Raw genomic sequence first — 16,273 nt, 5'->3', positions numbered from 1 at the left:
ACTTAGCCCATTGTTCCAAAACCATCACTATAGCCGTCATAACTTTGCGCCAAAAAATGCAGTTTTCTTTCAATTTCTATTACATTTTCAAAAGATGGAATAATGACTTTAGAACATTCGCAAGTCCAACTCCTATCTTCATCATCTTGATATATCGACGCTTTAAAACCCATATTAAAGACTTCTTGTGAGATTTGAATTGCCGCCCCTTGGTTGGGCAACCAAAGCTGAAAATCAAATAGACGAGGTTGAGTTAAATCAAGTCCCGCATTGGACATTCTATTTAGTGTATTAAGTGTTGAGGCTTCATCAATTTCGTTTTGCATAAAGGGGATCTTTTTTGTTATTTGTGATGAAAAATAGCAAATCAATGCAAGAAATCAAGTGATTAAAGACCAGTGGCAGATAATTTTAGAAAGAAGTGCTGATGCTTTAAGATGTTAAAAAAACAGTCAAATCCAAGCAAAACAGTTCAGAAATCCTCAACTTCCTGTCATACTACGCAGTCATCAAATGGATACTTTGAATAGAGGTAAAGAGCGTGATTTCAGTAGGTATTGTCGGCGGTACAGGTTACACAGGTGTTGAATTACTGCGTATTTTACTGCGACACCCAAATGCAGAAGTGAAAGTTTTAACTTCGCGTACTGAAAATGGCCGCCGTGTGGATGATATGTTCCCAAGCTTGCGTGGACATACAGACCTTTGCTATTCAGATCTTAATATTGAAGAACTAAAACAATGTGATGTTGTATTCTTTGCGACGCCGCACGGTGTTGCAATGAAACACGCAGAAGAGTTAGTTGCTGCAAATACTAAAGTGATTGACCTTGCTGCTGATTTCCGTTTGCAAGACTTAGCTCAATTTGAAAAATGGTATGGCCTAGACCATGCTTGCCCAGAATTATTAAAAGATTCAGTTTATGGTTTGTCTGAATTAAACCGTGAAAAAATTCAAAAGGCTTCAGTGATTGGTAACCCAGGTTGTTACCCAACAACTGTTCAGCTCGGTTTAGCGCCAGTATTAAAAGCTGAAGGATTAGTGAAACCTGAAAGCATTATTATTGATGCAAAATCAGGTGTGTCTGGTGCAGGTCGTAAAGCCAGCCTAGGTATGATCTATTCTGAAAATGCAGATAACTTTAAAGCTTATGGTGTAGCGGGTCACCGTCATCATCCTGAAATTGTAGAAGCCTTAGAAAATATTTCAGGTCAAAAAGGTGTGTTTAACGAAATTTTATTCGTACCGCATTTGGTACCGATGATTCGTGGCATGCTCAGCACAATCTACATTGAATTGACTGACGCAGGTGCTTCTGCGGATTTACAAAGCATATATGAACAGTTCTATGCCAATGAGCAGTTTGTAGATGTGATGCCTGCAGGTAGCTCACCTGAAACACGTACTGTGCGTGGTGCGAACCAATTACGTATTGCGATTTGCAAACCTCAACCGAAAAAATTAGTGATTTTGGTGGCTCAAGACAACTTGGTGAAAGGTGCAGCAGGTCAAGCCGTACAAAATATGAACTTGATGTTTAGTTTTGCTGAAAATGCAGGACTTCAAGGCATTGGTTTATTACCATAAGAAACGATTTAAAACTTCACACACATTTAAAACTGGATTTAAATGTGTGCCTTGAGTGAACTAAAAATAAGAGATGACGATGTCGAATACAGAATCTAATTTCAAGTCAGAACCTGAAAACAGTGAAAAAACGCCTTTTATGAAGACGAATATGCCACTGGCGATTGGTGCAGTTGTACTTGCATTGAGCAGCGGTTTGCTCGGATATAGTATCGGTCATCGTCAGGGCTTAACTGTGGTCGGTTATGATGCAGATGCAGAGCAACTTGTTGATGTAGTGCAAAAGCAAAAAACTGAATTAGCAGGCCTAAATAAAAGTTTGAATGCGGCAATCCAAGAGCGTGATGTCGCTGTAAGTAATTCAAATGATTTATATTTGGCTGTTAAAAAAGCACGTGATGATCAAGAATTAACGGGTAATTTAGGTGTTTTGTATCGTGAAGTATTACGCCAACGTGGTGGTATGCCTCTTGCAGTACAACATTTAGCGATTAAACCTTTACCTGAAAATGCGTATGAATACCAACTTGATCTCGTTCAAGTTAGCCCATCAAAAAGTAATGTATCTGGAAGTGTTGAGCTGCGTCTAATTAAGGGTACAGAAGTACTTGCAGTGCCTCTAGAAGACAAAAACTTTAACTTTAGCGAAAGTGAACGACTCACTGGACGTTGGACCATGCCTAAAGGCTTTAGTCCAGACTTTATTGAAGTGCGTTTAACCGGTTCTAAACCCGTTATTCGCCGTTTTAGCTGGTCGAAAGGTCAGCCTGTTGAAAATCAATCTGCCTTCCTTTCAGAAATTCCTCAAACTGAAGCAAGTGCAAACTAAGTGTGAAACCTAAATCCTATGCGAACCAATAAGCGTCAAACGTGTTTATCTGACATTAAAAATTCATTTTACCAATCTGGTTTAGTGGACTGGCATCTAAACCCGACTCTCAGCCAAGGTACGCAGGATGATGGTGATTCAGACATTCAAGTATTGACTGCGCCACCTGAGTTAAAGCGTCCTCCTATGTATGCTGTCGTTTTAATGAACGATGATTACACCCCAATGGACTTTGTAATTGAAATTTTACAACAATACTTTGCTTTGAATCTTGACCAAGCCACTCAAGTAATGCTAACTGTACATTATGAAGGAAAGGGTGTTGCAGGGGTTTATCCGCGAGACATCGCAGAGACTAAAGCAAATCAGGTCAATAATTACGCTCGGTCGCAAAGTCATCCATTACTTTGTCAGATTGAGCCAAAAGATTAATAAGGGGATTACATGCTCAGTCGTCAATTAGAAGTATCACTACGTTTGGCTGTCAGCATGGCTCGTCAAAAGAGACATGAATTTTTGACGGTAGAACATTTATTATTGGCTTTACTGGATAATGATTCCGCTGTTAATGCATTGAAAGCATGTGGCGCAGACATTATTGTGCTTCGCAAAGAACTTGAAGAATACGTAGAACAACATACCCCTAAGCTTGGCGAAAATAGTGATCAAGCGCCACATCCTACAGAAAGTTTTGATCGTATTTTGCAGCGTGCAATTTTCCATGTGCAATCGAGTGGTAATGACCGCACTGTAGAAGGTGCAGACATTTTAGTTGCGATGTATTCAGAACGTGATTCATTTGCGGTGTATTTACTTAAACGCCATCAAATCAACCGTTTGACATTAACGCAGTATTTGTCTCATGGCACACGTAAAGATGAAGTTCAAGCTGAAGAAGAAATCGAAGAGCTCGATGGTGAAAGCACCACGTCTTCAAATTCTGGCCCATTAGAGCTATATACGACCAATCTTAATGTTGAAGCTCAAAAAGGCAAAACAGATCCACTGATTGGTCGTGAAAAAGAGATTGAACGTACAGCTCAAATTCTATGCCGCCGTCGTAAAAACAACCCGCTTTTGGTAGGTGACCCAGGTGTAGGTAAAACTTCGATTGCTGAAGGTTTGGCTTGGCTCATTGTAAATGGTAAAGCACCTAAACCGCTTGAAAATGCAGAAGTGTTTAGTTTAGACATTGGTGCTTTAGTCGCTGGAACTAAATACCGTGGTGATTTTGAAAAGCGTTTAAAACAACTGCTAAATGCCTTGAAGAAAAAGCCCGAAGCTATTTTATTTATTGATGAAATTCACATGATCATCGGTGCAGGCTCAAGTATGGGCAGCACGATGGATGCATCGAACCTCATCAAGCCAGCTTTGGCGAATGGTACTTTGCGTTGTATCGGTTCAACGACTTTCCAAGAATACCGTCAAGTCTTTGAAAAGGATCATGCATTATCTCGTCGTTTCCAAAAAATTGATGTCAATGAACCATCTATTTCAGAAACGATTGATATTCTGCGTGGCTTAAAAGGCAAATTTGAAGAATTCCATCATGTGAAATACGAAGATCAAGCGTTGGTTTCTGCGGTAGAACTATCAGCGAAATTTATCAATGATCGTTTCTTGCCTGATAAAGCCATTGATGTGATTGATGAAGCTGGTGCGCAGCGTCGCTTAAAAGCTGAGCAAGATGATACGGTCATTTCAGTTGAAAACATTGAAGACATCGTATCGAAAATTGCACGTATTCCACCGAAAACAGTCTCTAAAGATGACAAGAGCGTTCTTGAAAATCTTGAGCGTGATCTGAAACGTGTGGTGTTTGGTCAGGATGAAGCGATTGAAGCGCTTGCATCTGCGATTAAATTATCTCGTGCAGGTCTTAAAGCGCCAGATAAGCCAGTGGGTAATTTTGTCTTTGCAGGTCCTACAGGTGTGGGTAAAACTGAAGTCACTAAGCAATTGGCGAAATTATTAGGCGTCGAGCTTGTACGTTTTGATATGTCGGAATACATGGAGCGTCATGCAGTATCTCGTTTAATTGGTGCGCCTCCGGGTTATGTCGGTTTTGATCAAGGTGGTTTGCTGACCGACGCGATTCATAAAAATCCGCATTGCGTACTATTACTAGACGAAATTGAGAAAGCACATCCAGATGTCTTTAATTTGTTACTGCAAATTATGGATCATGGTTCATTAACCGATAACAATGGCCGTAAGTCTGACTTCCGTAACGTCGTGTTAGTGCTGACGACTAATATTGGTGCAGAATCAATTTCACGTGTGAGCATTGGTTTCATGGATCAAGACAACAGTAATGATAACCAAGACGCGATGAAAAAAGCCTTCTCTCCAGAGTTCCGTAACCGTTTAGATGGTGTCATTCAATTTAAAGCATTGCCAACAACGGTCATTGAAAGTGTGGTTGATAAGTTCTTAACAGAGCTTCAGGCACAGTTAGATGATAAGAAAGTGGTTCTTGAGGTTGATCAAGATGCACGTGAATGGATGGCAGAGCAAGGATACGATCGCTTGATGGGTGCTCGTCCAATGCAGCGTTTAATTCAAGAGCATTTGAAAAAACCGCTTGCTGAAATGATTCTGTTTGGTGAACTTGCGGAACATGGCGGCAATGTTGCAGTTTCAGTGAAGAAAGAAAATGGCAAAGCAGTGGGCTTAAAACTCGAAGTGTTTGAAGACCAAACCGCTGAACCCGCTTAAGTAATTTATTTAACGAAAACCCGTGCTTGCACGGGTTTTTTCTATTTATTCGACGATAGATTTGGATTTTTCAATGATGGACATACCATTAACAAAAGTGCTGACCACATTTGGTTTATTTGCACTGACTGCACTGATGGAAATTTTAGGCTGTTACTTCCCATATTTGATTTTAAATCAGCAAAAATCGCAGTGGTTATGGATTCCAACAGCGCTTGCATTAGCTGCATTTGTTTGGTTATTGACGTTACATCCAGCGGCTTCGGGCCGTATCTATGCAGCCTATGGCGGAATCTACATTTTCTCTGCATTGCTGTGGTTGCGTTTTGTAGATCACGTAGTTCTAACACGTTGGGATATGTTAGGTGGCATCATCGTATTGGTGGGTGCAGCTGTGATTGCATTACAGCCTCAAGGTTTAATTCGTTAAGTTAAAAAACATTGCAGAAGTTAAAAACCAAGAGCTGTAAGAAATCAGATGTTTATTTAAATTTACATTCAGTGTTGTGGATTTTTATTTCGTATTTCTGTTGAGGTGAAGATAAATCCATTTCTAATACATATGGATTTACACGTTGAAATTGATGCTCAAATAACAATTCACAATTTTGTAGAGAATTCTTTTTGATCAGTTGTTTGACTTGTTGTTGACCCACCGACTCTGCAAATTGTGTAAAGTCCGGTGTGGTGATAATTCCTTCGATTTCTATTTTATCTGCTGAAACTTCCATTTTTTCCATCAACATATTTTGGTCGACTTGAAAAGGAAGAGTGCGAGAGTCTTCGTCACTTATTGCAGAAAGTATTTCATCTAATGCAGCTTTATTTTTGATTTGGTATGCAGCATCCAAAATTCCTTTTTTTACGAGGTATTGATCTAACTCAGTTGGAGATGCTGCAAATGTAACGGTGCTTAGGCCCAAAGAGACTAAAAATAAAAAGCTGTTTTGAATGTGCATATTTTAAATCACTTATAAAAGTTATGGTTTTATTAAAGCATGCAAAAACAAAAAAAGCACCCGAAGGTGCTTCATTTATCTAAGTAAAACCTTAGTCTTTTTTAAGATTTTCGTTAATTAAAAATTCAACAAGTGCTTTTTGTGCATGTAAGCGATTTTCAGCTTCATCCCAAACCACAGCATTTTTGTGGTCAAGCATATTTTCAGAAATTTCTTCGCCACGATGCGCAGGTAAGCAGTGCATAAATAAGCAGTCAGCGTGAGCAAGATCCATCAGGCGTTCATTCACTTGATAATCAGCAAACGCTTTTTCACGAATTTTTTGCTCTTCTTCTTGGCCCATACTTGCCCAAACATCTGTCACGATTAAATCTGCATTAACCGCAGCATCTTCGGCAGAATCAACAAGTTCAACACAGTGTGCAAATTCAGATAAAAATTCAGCTTTAGGTTCATAGCCCTTAGGTGCAGCGATTTTTAATTTAAAGCCCCACATATGAGCAGCTTCAATATATGAGTTACACATATTGTTGCCATCACCAATCCAAGCAACGGTTTTACCTTCAATAGAACCACGGTGTTCAACGAATGTTTGAACATCGGCAAGTAATTGGCAAGGGTGGTGGTCATCTGTTAATGCATTGATAACAGGAACTTTTGAATAAGAAGCAAAACGTTCAACAATGTCATGACCAAAAGTACGAATCATCACAATATCAAGCATGCTTGAAATCACGCGTGCAGAATCTTCTACTGGCTCACCACGACCTAATTGAGAGTCGCGAGATGAAAGGAAAATTGCGCTACCACCAAATTGGCTCATTCCTGCTTCAAACGATACACGTGTACGGGTGCTCGATTTCTCAAAAATCATGCCCATGACTTTACCAACGAAAGGTTGGAAAACTTCATTGTTATGCTGTTTGCGCTTGAGTTTGATACCGCGCTGTACAATTTGGTTAAGTTCTAAAGTCGATAAATCGCGTAAAGTTAGAAAGTGACGTAGAGCCATTGTTACTCCACAATAATTGCTGAATCAAAGAACAAAACAACAATTAGTTGTTGGTTGGTTAGAGAAAAAGGAATCGATTAATATACTATAAGAGAGGTAAATTGCAAAAAATCTAGCGCTTTTGGTGACCGTCTAGGAAACGATCGACGCAATAACTGATGTAATTGATTGTTTCTTGATCATTTTCATCAATGGTGATGCCCATGAGAACGCGCCATTCTAAATTACGCAAAATTCCAAAATAAAACTGAGCCGAAAACAGCGGGTTTTCACAATACAGCAAACCGTGTTGATGCGCTTGATTTAAAATTTCTGCAACAGTGTTCTGAATTTGTTTTGGGCCTTGCTCATGAATATAACGTGCTATTTCAGGATTACGTCCTGTTTGTTCTAAGACTAAACGCATGAATGCCGCATTTTCAGGCATCACAATATGCTGATGAAAGTCACTTAAAGTATTGATGAGATAAGCACGAATATCGGTGTCAGGGCTGACCGTAAATGGTAGGCAAATATCTTTGAAAAATAAGCAGCGACGATAGTCACAAATAGCCTTAAATAATCCGTCTTTATTACCAAAATATTTATAGATCGACGCTTTTGAACCACCCGCATGATTCACGATGTCATCTAATGAAACTGCATCAAAACCACGTTTTAAAAAAAGCTCCGTAGCACTTTCTAAAAGCGCAACACATCGTTCATGTCCGCGCCGCGTTTGTGGCTGGTCATGCGTTAAAGGTTCAATGTGTATTAAATCTTGCATAAAGTGATAATATTTAACAAAAAAAGAGCTGATTTGACGATAATTATAGCAAAAAATTCAGTACTTTTCTGCTTTGCTCATAAATAAGGGATCTTTGACTAAAGAATAACAACAGATAGGTGACAAGTGAAATATTTGACTAAAGTTTTAGAGTTAATATTCTACAAAGCCATAGAGTTGGAAAAAAATATGGATATACTCAAACTTCGAAAATTAAAGTAAATGCCGTGGAAAGGAATATGACACAACAAACGTCTGCAGGCTTAAGATTTAGACAAGCATTGGAAGTAGAAAAACCATTACAAATCATTGGCACAGTAAATGCCTATGCAGCAATGATGGCAAAAGAAGTTGGCTATAAAGCCATATATTTATCTGGTGCAGGTGTTGCGAACTATTCATATGGTTTACCTGACTTAGGCATGACCAGCTTAGACAATGTTTTGGAAGATGTTCGTCGTATTACCGAACGTGTAGATACGCCATTACTTGTCGATATCGATACAGGTTGGGGCGGTGCATTTAACATTGCTCGTACTGTGAAACAAATGATTGCTGCGGGTGCCGCAGCGGTTCATATCGAAGACCAAGTCGCACAAAAGCGTTGTGGTCACCGTCCGAACAAAGAAATCGTGTCACAACAAGAAATGGTTGACCGTATTAAAGCGGCTGTTGATGCAAAAACCGATTCAAACTTTGTCGTGATGGCACGTACAGATGCATTACAAAAAGAAGGTTTGCAAGCAGTGATCGACCGTGCATGTGCATGTGTAGAAGCCGGTGCTGATGCGATCTTTGCTGAAGCAATGACAGACATCACCATGTACAAAACTGTCTGCGATGCAGTCGGTGTGCCTGTATTAGCCAACATCACAGAGTTTGGTGACACCCCTTACTACACCAAAGAAGAATTAGGTGAGCAAGGCATTTCAATGGTGCTTTATCCATTATCACCAACACGTGCAATGCAAAAAGCGGCACTCGAAGTGATGCATGCGATCCGCAATGACGGTACACAAGTCAATGTACTGGATAAAATGCAACAACGAAAAGAACTCTATCAATTCCTCGATTATCACACTTTTGAAAACACCTTAGATAAATTGTTCACTGAAGGAAAATAAAAAATGGCTGAAGGAAAAGTACTCACGGGCGCAGGACTGCGCGGACAAGTAGCTGGTAAAACTGCATTGTCAACTGTAGGCAAAAGTGGTGCGGGCTTAACCTATCGTGGTTATGACGTTCAAGACTTGGCAGAAAACTGTCAGTTTGAAGAAGTTGCGTACCTCATTTTCTTTGGTGAATTGCCAACAACAGAACAGCTTGCAGCTTATAAAGCAAAATTGAAATCACTACGTCAATTACCACAAGCGTTGAAAGAAGTATTAGAGCGTATTCCTGCTGACTCACACCCAATGGATGTGATGCGTACAGGCGTTTCAATGTTAGGTAACTTAGAAACAGAACAGTCATTTGATGAACAGCAAGATGTCGCAGACCGTATTTTGGCAACGCTACCTGCGATCATCTGCTACTGGTACCGTTTCAGCCATGATGGCGTACGTGTAGAAGAAAATACCGATGATGATTCAATCGGCGCTCAATTCCTACATTTACTGCGTGGCGAAAAACCAAATGAATTGCATGAGCAAGTGATGAACGTATCACTGATTCTGTATGCAGAGCATGAATTTAACGCATCTACATTCACAGCGCGTGTATGTGCATCAACATTGTCAGATATGCATTCATGTATCACAGGTGCAATTGGTTCACTACGTGGCCCATTACATGGCGGTGCAAATGAAGCTGCAATGGAAATGATTGAAAACTGGACGTCTCCAGAAGAAGCTGAACGTGAAATGCTCGGCAAACTTGAACGTAAAGAAAAGATYATGGGCTTTGGTCATGCGATCTATAAAGACAATGATCCACGTAATGGCATCATCAAAATCTGGTCTGAGCGCCTAGCTAAAGACGTGGGTGATACCGTACTTTACCCTGTATCAGTTCGCTGTGAAGAAGTGATGTGGCGTGAGAAGAAATTGTTCTGTAATGCAGACTTCTTCCATGCATCGGCATATCACTTCATGGATATTGCAACCAAATTATTCACGCCAATCTTTGTGATGAGCCGTGTAACAGGCTGGGCAGCACACGTGATGGAACAGCGTGCAGACAACCGTATTATCCGCCCAAGCGCGGACTATACAGGCCCTGAACTGCGTAAAGTGGTGCCGATTGCAGTGCGTGAAGCCGCATAGTGCAGTGTTATTGAGAGTAGTTCGCTGATGAATATTGATTATTAAAATAGAGTCAGCAAAATGGCTGGAACTAACACCAGCCATTTATTGATAAAACAAAGGCCCAAAAATTACGAATACTAATTCCATATATAATCTGCAAATCAAAATGTAAACGTATAGGTATTGTTTATCAGAAAAGCAAAGTTATAAATTAGTATAACGTTAGAATCTGAATGTAATGATGAGAGCGATGTTCTAGTACTCTATAAAAAATGTAACAAACTAATATGTGGCACCATTCGACACCACTTGTCTGTAAGTTATAGATTTCAAAACGAATTATTCTACATTGACATCGTAGAGGCCAGCAGTTCGAGTCTGCTCGTATCTATAAGTATATTCAAATTCTTACTATAAAGTAGACGTTTGTAAGCTTTTTACACATTAAATAAATATTAAAATTTATCGTTAGTTCTAATAGAAGGGGATATTGAGTTTAAGTATTTTTTATTGTTAGATAGCCTTAAAAACTTATGATATATCTTATTAAATTAATTAATCCAATTAATATGTCAGAGCACAATAAAATGAAAAAATAAAATTTAAAGTGAGTCTTATATATATTATAAAATTGGTAATTATTTTAATTCAAGAGATTGGAATAGACAACGCTAAGCCCAAATCCATTATTCAGACTTTGCGAATTAAACTGAATCTGATCAATGATAATTAATAACCATTACTTTACGGTTTTGATTTTCAGTGTTTTCAATAGAAATATCCGCAGTCTTGGAAGTTTGTTTGTTCAATGTAGAATGATCACTAGAATCTTGTTGAATCTTTAGTTTTGTAATTGCTTTATTCAAATCTAAACAAGCCTGTTCCGTCGACTGCTGCGCACAGGTAAATTCTGAAATTGTACCGTTAAAATTGATTTGCTCAGCATGGCATAGCGGCCCAACGCCACAAAATACAAGTGAACCAATTAAAGTTATATATTTATTTAACTTCATCTCTTTTCCCCATTATTGAGATGTTTAGTTAAATAAATACACGTCTATATTGTTAATAACAAGATAAATTCATTCAATGCATAAAAAAAACTTATAAAGAGTGATTTACATCAAATTAATCGTATTCAATTGTGACAGTTGCCATACCTCGAACAGTTCCAGGTGAAACAGTTGGCTCAGTTTGATAATAGCGCGCCTTCATTGGCACATTATATTGCAACGTTTGATTAGAACTTAGTGTACCAAGCGCTAGTTTATCGCCTTTGGCAATGACCTTGTTTTGATTTTGATAATTCCAAAGTATTTGTGTACCGACACCGCGTGCACGGGTATTTGCAGGTGCATCATTATTAATGACTTGATTATTGGTATTTGCCGCAGCATTGTAATCAAAGCTTAAACTGATTTTATTGCTTTCTTCATATCCTGTTGGGTTTTTACCGCCATTGCACAGAATATTTAAATCAAATGCTTGTTCACCTTGAGTAGAACCTACACCTTTAAAGTCTGCTTTATTAACAGTAGGTAATTGGACCACTTTATTTATGTTGCCTTGGATTTCACATGAAGAAGAGGCAATGGTAATCGCGTTACCATAAACTGTACTGGTGAGCAGGGGCTGATTCGCATAGCCATTTACATAATAGCTGCTGTATTGACCAGGGACTAATGTGCCAGAACCCGTTGTAGGTGCAGTTTTTACAATTTCGACGACGAAATAGCCATTCGCTAAGTTGTAAGTAGTATTTCTAGACAAAGCGCGTGAATACGGATAATAGCCTGAAAATCCTGAAGCACCTTCAGCTTCACGATAGAGCCGAATGCCAATGCCGGGAATATTAGTATTGTAAATAGAGTTGCCAGATGGACTGAGTGTAAAGCCCTGACTTAACACCGCATTGATTGTAGATGCAGTACCGCTATCACATCGGATGGTAGATCCATTTGAAGAAATTGGAAAAGTGGCTTTTCTTAATATTGTACCCACCGCATCACTTGGACGAACAACAACTCGACCGACAGACATACTAACGTCTTGCGATCTGAATCCAGATTGTGGTGTACACGCAGCATAAGCTTCAGACAGACCAGCCGTTCCAGCGAGCAGCAATAAGGTATTAACAATTTTCATTTTCATTGGCATACACCTTCTGTCGTGATCATGGTGAGATTTTTATCTTCTGCTTGTTTTGTCACATCGTATTGAATGCGGCATTGCTCAGTAGCGTCATCGCCCCATTTGATGGTGACAGTATCCGCTGTTTGGTTGGTACGCAAATAAACCATGCTACCTTGTGCAACCATGCCGACATTTTCACCTTGAGAGCTATATGCTTCAGCCGCAAATGGCAGGGTTTGACTTTCTGAGGTTAAACCATGAATATAAATGGCTTTACCGGATTTTGTTGCAAAGCTAACTTGTGAAATTGCACCAGCATACGGCGCGATGCGCTGGCTAGTTTCTTCTAATTCTACATTGGTCGACATATTTTGTGGATCAAGCGTAATGTCATTTAAACGGTATGGTGTTACATATGGAATAACTGCATAGCCTGATTTATTGATACTTAATCCTGTAGCATTATTTACTTTAGCACCTGCTGCTTCAGGTGCGTAAACCAAGACCATGGTTTGTCCTTGGTCTGGGCCAAACAGTACACCTTTGGAATGTGCAACTACATTGCCGCGTGCAGAAAGCATCGCTTGCTGATACTGATCAGAAACACTGTATGAACCACCCACAGTGGCAAAGTTAGTGCGGTACTGAGCGTTGACGTTCATGCTCGGATTACTACCATAAGTATCAGAAACAGAAGTGCCGTAATTGAATCTGTCACCGACCGTACCGCTCATGCCAAAAGTTGTGCTGTCTTGGGTGGTAATTGAATTGAAATTGACAGAATTTTTCTTAAATGTCCAAGGCAAGGACAGCGTCAACATATACTCTGTATCATTGGTGGTGCGCTTGGTTGCTGTATCTTCGACCACACGTTTAATCGCAGATAAGCCATAAGTTAAACTGCTATAAGTATTGCTGTAGCCAATTTGGTATTGGCGAGTTGTTTCCTGACGGTTCCAATAGTCTACCCAAGAGCCAGTGGCATAAACGTTGCCCCATTTGTCTGGCAAGCCTTGGTTTAAAGTAATTTGAAATTCACTTCGCTGCTTACCAACATGGCTTGAACTGATGCCTTTATCGTCCAAATCTTGGATCATTAAAGCATCGCGCAATTTATAAAAGTTTTCAGTCGAGTAGCGGTAAGCGGCTAAAGTTAAATTGGTATTCGTTGGCGTAATCAGTTTACTGTAACTTAAACGGTAACTTTGCCCACTTTCGCTATCACGTTTTTTGAAATCTGCTTGAGAATGGGTCACGTCCAGTGATATTGCACCAACAGGTGTAGCAAAGGCACTGCCCAAGGTCACAGCAGTATAGTCTTCTGCACTTTGTACACCAGTAAATGCCGTAATGTAGTTGTTTAAACCACGCTGATATTTTGCCTGCACAATCCAAGGATCAAGATCAATGTCTTTATCACGGAATTGACCCGCAGTGATCGAATAACGGCTCATGCCCGGGCGCAGCATTTGTACAACAGATGCATAAGGAACGTTAAAACGCTGAATTTCACCGCTAGCTTCCAAGATAGCGACTTCAAGTTCACCGCCAAAACCTGTCGGGTAGAGGTCATTAATTTCAAAGTTGCCCGGCGCTACAGTTGTTTGGTAAATCAACTGACCTTGTTGGCGTACTTCCACTTTTGCATTGGTTTTTGCATTGCCTCGAATACGAGGTGCATAGCCAATCATGCTGTTTGGCAGCATACGGTCATCACTGGAGATATCTACACCGCGATAACCGAATGAATCGAAAATTTCGCCATCAGTATAGCTGTCACCTAAAGTCAGTACGGCTCTATATTTAGGAAATGCGCGTTGTACATAAGTACTGACAGCATCATAACTGCTTTGGCTTTCGGATGGATTTTCGTTGTTACTTTGGTCGCCATCCTGCCATTGCCATTGTCCGTTATGTCGAAATTGCCACCCAGCAAGATTGGCGCCCGCATTTATAGAGGTAAACGCATTTGTGCGTTCTTGACGGCCTTGCATACGGTCAAATGTTTTGTAAGCGCTGGCATTGTATGAAAGAAAAGCAGCATTGATTCCACGATCCCATACACTTGGATCTACATAACCTTGCGCATTTTTTTGCATGGCAATTTGTGGAATTGAAATATCAATACGCAGGCGGGAACTGTCATATTCATAATAGGCATCATCAATCCATTGCTCAATTTTTTGACATGGCGCTACATTCGGAAGTGCATCAGCTTGTTTTTTTAAAGCATCAGGCTTTACGCCATATTGAATCAGGCTATTTTCAGAGAAACAGGTAAAGGCATTTTCTTTATTATCTAAGGCTTTAAAAACGATACGATGCTTGCCAAACCAGTTTCCATTGACATAGACATCAAGATTATATTCGCCGGGCAAAATAGGATTGCCAAATTTAAAACGGTCAACATCGATTTTTTTTGCGTCGCCAATTAAAAAAGCTGAGTCAAACTCTGCTTCTTCAGCAACAGTTGGCTTTTCTTCGGTTTCAGCTGCATGAACAAGAGCAGGCATGCTGAGTGTAATAACGCCGCAAGCAATATAATAGCTGATGTGACGTTTAACCCATTTTAGACTTTGTTGTTTTTTTTGCATGAAACTGTCCGCCTATTCATTGGAAATAGGTGCTTTTAAATGAATTCACTTTTGTTTATTTGAAGCTATTGCACTTTAATTGGTAATTCCACACGTCCACCGTAGTCATTAATACTGGTGAAAACCATTTTTGAAGTATTCGCTGTTTTTAGTGCTACATGGTCTTCAGAAAAAGGTTTAAGCATCAAGCCTTCATTAATTAAATCAATACGTTTACCTGCATTGTCCTGATTAATTGAGGTCAGCGTAATATGAAATGGTGTCGGATTTTTCACATTTAGCTGATTACCTTGTACAGACCATTGAAGCTTAGATGGCGCAGTGCTTACATCATCTTTTAGCTCACTCGGACGGTAAAAGAACTTGATACGTGAACGGATTGCCAGTTGTAAAAAGTTTTCTGGTACATCATTTACATTTTTTGCAGTCGGTTTTGGTGGAATATCTAAAATATTCAACCAATATAAAGTTTCTTGGGTTTTACTTAAGCTGCTTGCTTTAGGTAAGGCAGAAATACGTAAAGTTTGGCCTTTTTGACTATCTACCCGTGAAATAGGTGGAGTAATCATAAAAGGAGCTTGTGATTGGTCAGGCGTACTTGAAGCATTTCCTTCATCAATCCAAGCCTGTACTAGCGAGGGTTTGTTGCCATTGTTACTCACTTGCAAAGTAATTTCACGCGCATCTGAAGGGTAAATGACACGTGTGCCGTGAATAATAATTTCGGCATTTGCAGCAGTAAAAGGGAACAGCCCAGCTAAAAGTGCAGTTTTGAAAAGGGACGGCTTAAAGCGCATAACTTATTCTCACAAAGGGTATTTAATGAGTGAGCTGATGCAGCGAACTGCATCGGCTCTCAGTTGCAATAACGATTATTGGTAAATAATAGTGTATTGAACAGAAGTTGTTACTTTACCAGCAGTAGAAGCGTCAGTTGCGTAGTATTCTGCATAGTAGTTCAAGTCAGCAGAACCTTGGTCAGCAACGTCAACCCATTGTGAGTTTGTTTGCGCGCCATTAGCACCAGCTGCAAGAACTGGAACGAATAGGTTGTTTGAACCTAAAAGTTGTACTTGAACGTTTTTCGCGCCAGCAGCATCTTGGTTGTTTAAGCGACCTGAAGCAAAATCAACAGTTGCACCTGGTTCAAAATACGTTGCAACTTTACCTTCTGAACAGTTTGCTAAGTTGATTGTGAACGGAGTACGGCCAGCAACATCGCCTGCTTTAGCAAGAGTTTGCTTAGACACAGTAGGTAAAGTTACAGTGAAATCTTTACCTTGAGGGGTAACGATGTCACAAGTTTTATCTGTAACTAAACCATTGATAGTGATAGTGCCATCAGCAGCATTTGCAGCGCTGATACCTAGAATTGTTGTAGCAGCAATTAGAACGATCTTTTTCATTTTACTTTTCCCGAAAAAA

Annotated in this window: 16 protein-coding genes; 7 read left to right on the top strand and 9 right to left on the bottom strand. The window is 39.8% G+C overall.

The window, feature by feature from the left end; translation table 11 throughout:
* Window positions 1-2: 2 nt before the first annotated feature.
* Window positions 3-326 carry a ribonuclease E inhibitor RraB gene (locus tag B1202_RS00875; protein ID WP_078188644.1) on the bottom strand — a complete coding sequence of 108 codons (324 nt, stop codon included), beginning with the start codon at window positions 324-326 and terminating at the stop codon, window positions 3-5.
* A 215-nt stretch (window positions 327-541) separates the two neighbouring features.
* On the opposite strand from B1202_RS00875, the gene argC reads away from it, so the two are divergent.
* From argC to B1202_RS00850, 5 genes are all read left to right on the top strand, one after another.
* A complete protein-coding gene (gene argC / locus B1202_RS00870; RefSeq protein ID WP_078188643.1) occupies window positions 542-1,588 on the top strand; it encodes an N-acetyl-gamma-glutamyl-phosphate reductase in 1,047 nt (348 codons plus the stop codon).
* Window positions 1,589-1,667: 79 nt separating this feature from the next.
* Entirely contained in the window at window positions 1,668-2,417 is a 750-nt protein-coding gene (locus B1202_RS00865; protein WP_078188642.1) for a hypothetical protein, read from the top strand.
* An 18-nt stretch (window positions 2,418-2,435) separates the two neighbouring features.
* Window positions 2,436-2,849 (top strand): ATP-dependent Clp protease adapter ClpS, encoded by a 414-nt coding sequence (clpS, locus tag B1202_RS00860; RefSeq protein WP_078188641.1) that lies wholly within the window; start codon window positions 2,436-2,438, stop codon window positions 2,847-2,849.
* Between the two features lie 12 nt (window positions 2,850-2,861).
* Window positions 2,862-5,138: an ATP-dependent Clp protease ATP-binding subunit ClpA gene (clpA, locus tag B1202_RS00855; RefSeq protein WP_078188640.1), complete on the top strand. Its 2,277-nt coding sequence runs from the start codon at window positions 2,862-2,864 to the stop codon at window positions 5,136-5,138.
* 76 nt (window positions 5,139-5,214) lie between these two features.
* Window positions 5,215-5,568 carry a YnfA family protein gene (locus B1202_RS00850; RefSeq protein WP_078189197.1) on the top strand — a complete coding sequence of 118 codons (354 nt, stop codon included), beginning with the start codon at window positions 5,215-5,217 and terminating at the stop codon, window positions 5,566-5,568.
* Between the two features lie 52 nt (window positions 5,569-5,620).
* Here B1202_RS00850 and B1202_RS00845 read toward each other — a convergent pair whose 3' ends face one another.
* The 3 genes from B1202_RS00845 to B1202_RS00835 form a co-directional block, all read right to left on the bottom strand.
* Complete coding sequence (locus B1202_RS00845) at window positions 5,621-6,097, bottom strand: hypothetical protein (protein ID WP_078188639.1); 477 nt, start codon at window positions 6,095-6,097, stop codon at window positions 5,621-5,623.
* Window positions 6,098-6,188: 91 nt separating this feature from the next.
* The gene (gene argF, locus B1202_RS00840) at window positions 6,189-7,109 is read right to left on the bottom strand and encodes an ornithine carbamoyltransferase (protein WP_078188638.1); all 921 of its coding nucleotides are present in this window, start codon (window positions 7,107-7,109) and stop codon (window positions 6,189-6,191) included.
* A gap of 112 nt (window positions 7,110-7,221) precedes the next feature.
* Window positions 7,222-7,875 (bottom strand): TetR/AcrR family transcriptional regulator, encoded by a 654-nt coding sequence (locus B1202_RS00835; RefSeq protein WP_078188637.1) that lies wholly within the window; start codon window positions 7,873-7,875, stop codon window positions 7,222-7,224.
* Window positions 7,876-8,114: 239 nt separating this feature from the next.
* Between B1202_RS00835 and prpB the strand changes: the two genes are divergently transcribed.
* Both prpB and prpC read left to right on the top strand, forming a co-directional pair.
* Window positions 8,115-8,999, top strand: a complete 885-nt coding sequence (gene prpB, locus B1202_RS00830) for a methylisocitrate lyase (RefSeq protein ID WP_078188636.1) — start codon at window positions 8,115-8,117, stop codon at window positions 8,997-8,999.
* Window positions 9,000-9,002: 3 nt separating this feature from the next.
* Window positions 9,003-10,139: a 2-methylcitrate synthase gene (prpC, locus tag B1202_RS00825; protein ID WP_078188635.1), complete on the top strand. Its 1,137-nt coding sequence runs from the start codon at window positions 9,003-9,005 to the stop codon at window positions 10,137-10,139.
* Window positions 10,140-10,840: 701 nt separating this feature from the next.
* Here the strand turns inward: prpC and B1202_RS00820 are convergent.
* The 5 genes from B1202_RS00820 to B1202_RS00800 form a co-directional block, all read right to left on the bottom strand.
* Window positions 10,841-11,134: a hypothetical protein gene (locus B1202_RS00820; RefSeq protein WP_078188634.1), complete on the bottom strand. Its 294-nt coding sequence runs from the start codon at window positions 11,132-11,134 to the stop codon at window positions 10,841-10,843.
* Window positions 11,135-11,249: 115 nt separating this feature from the next.
* Entirely contained in the window at window positions 11,250-12,272 is a 1,023-nt protein-coding gene (locus tag B1202_RS00815) for a fimbrial protein (protein WP_078188633.1), read from the bottom strand.
* On the bottom strand, window positions 12,269-14,848 hold the full coding sequence (locus B1202_RS00810) for a fimbria/pilus outer membrane usher protein (protein WP_078188632.1): 2,580 nt from the start codon (window positions 14,846-14,848) through the stop codon (window positions 12,269-12,271). Before B1202_RS00810 ends, B1202_RS00815 begins: the two co-directional genes overlap by 4 nt.
* 65 nt (window positions 14,849-14,913) lie before the next feature.
* Window positions 14,914-15,645 (bottom strand): molecular chaperone, encoded by a 732-nt coding sequence (locus B1202_RS00805; RefSeq protein ID WP_078188631.1) that lies wholly within the window; start codon window positions 15,643-15,645, stop codon window positions 14,914-14,916.
* Between the two features lie 75 nt (window positions 15,646-15,720).
* Window positions 15,721-16,254, bottom strand: coding sequence for a fimbrial protein (locus tag B1202_RS00800; protein WP_078189196.1), 534 nt, complete (start codon window positions 16,252-16,254; stop codon window positions 15,721-15,723).
* Window positions 16,255-16,273: the final 19 nt, after the last annotated feature.

The sequence above is a fragment of the Acinetobacter amyesii genome, assembly GCF_002018365.1.
Classification (GTDB): Bacteria; Pseudomonadota; Gammaproteobacteria; order Pseudomonadales; family Moraxellaceae; genus Acinetobacter; species Acinetobacter amyesii.
Note: the sequence above shows the minus strand (reverse complement) of the source record. Positions and strands in the feature narration are given on the sequence as shown.

Excerpts from the sequence above, each read along its gene's own strand:
- B1202_RS00875 (WP_078188644.1), bottom strand. The coding sequence starts at position 326 with ATGCAAAACGAAATTGATGAAGCCTCAACACTTAATACACTAAATAGA.
- B1202_RS00865 (WP_078188642.1), top strand. The coding sequence starts at position 1,668 with ATGTCGAATACAGAATCTAATTTCAAGTCAGAACCTGAAAACAGTGAA.
- clpS (WP_078188641.1), top strand. The coding sequence starts at position 2,436 with ATGCGAACCAATAAGCGTCAAACGTGTTTATCTGACATTAAAAATTCA.
- clpA (WP_078188640.1), top strand. The coding sequence starts at position 2,862 with ATGCTCAGTCGTCAATTAGAAGTATCACTACGTTTGGCTGTCAGCATG.
- B1202_RS00850 (WP_078189197.1), top strand. The coding sequence starts at position 5,215 with ATGGACATACCATTAACAAAAGTGCTGACCACATTTGGTTTATTTGCA.
- B1202_RS00845 (WP_078188639.1), bottom strand. The coding sequence starts at position 6,097 with ATGCACATTCAAAACAGCTTTTTATTTTTAGTCTCTTTGGGCCTAAGC.
- argF (WP_078188638.1), bottom strand. The coding sequence starts at position 7,109 with ATGGCTCTACGTCACTTTCTAACTTTACGCGATTTATCGACTTTAGAA.
- B1202_RS00835 (WP_078188637.1), bottom strand. The coding sequence starts at position 7,875 with ATGCAAGATTTAATACACATTGAACCTTTAACGCATGACCAGCCACAA.
- prpB (WP_078188636.1), top strand. The coding sequence starts at position 8,115 with ATGACACAACAAACGTCTGCAGGCTTAAGATTTAGACAAGCATTGGAA.
- B1202_RS00820 (WP_078188634.1), bottom strand. The coding sequence starts at position 11,134 with ATGAAGTTAAATAAATATATAACTTTAATTGGTTCACTTGTATTTTGT.
- B1202_RS00815 (WP_078188633.1), bottom strand. The coding sequence starts at position 12,272 with ATGAAAATGAAAATTGTTAATACCTTATTGCTGCTCGCTGGAACGGCT.
- B1202_RS00810 (WP_078188632.1), bottom strand. The coding sequence starts at position 14,848 with ATGCAAAAAAAACAACAAAGTCTAAAATGGGTTAAACGTCACATCAGC.
- B1202_RS00805 (WP_078188631.1), bottom strand. The coding sequence starts at position 15,645 with ATGCGCTTTAAGCCGTCCCTTTTCAAAACTGCACTTTTAGCTGGGCTG.
- B1202_RS00800 (WP_078189196.1), bottom strand. The coding sequence starts at position 16,254 with ATGAAAAAGATCGTTCTAATTGCTGCTACAACAATTCTAGGTATCAGC.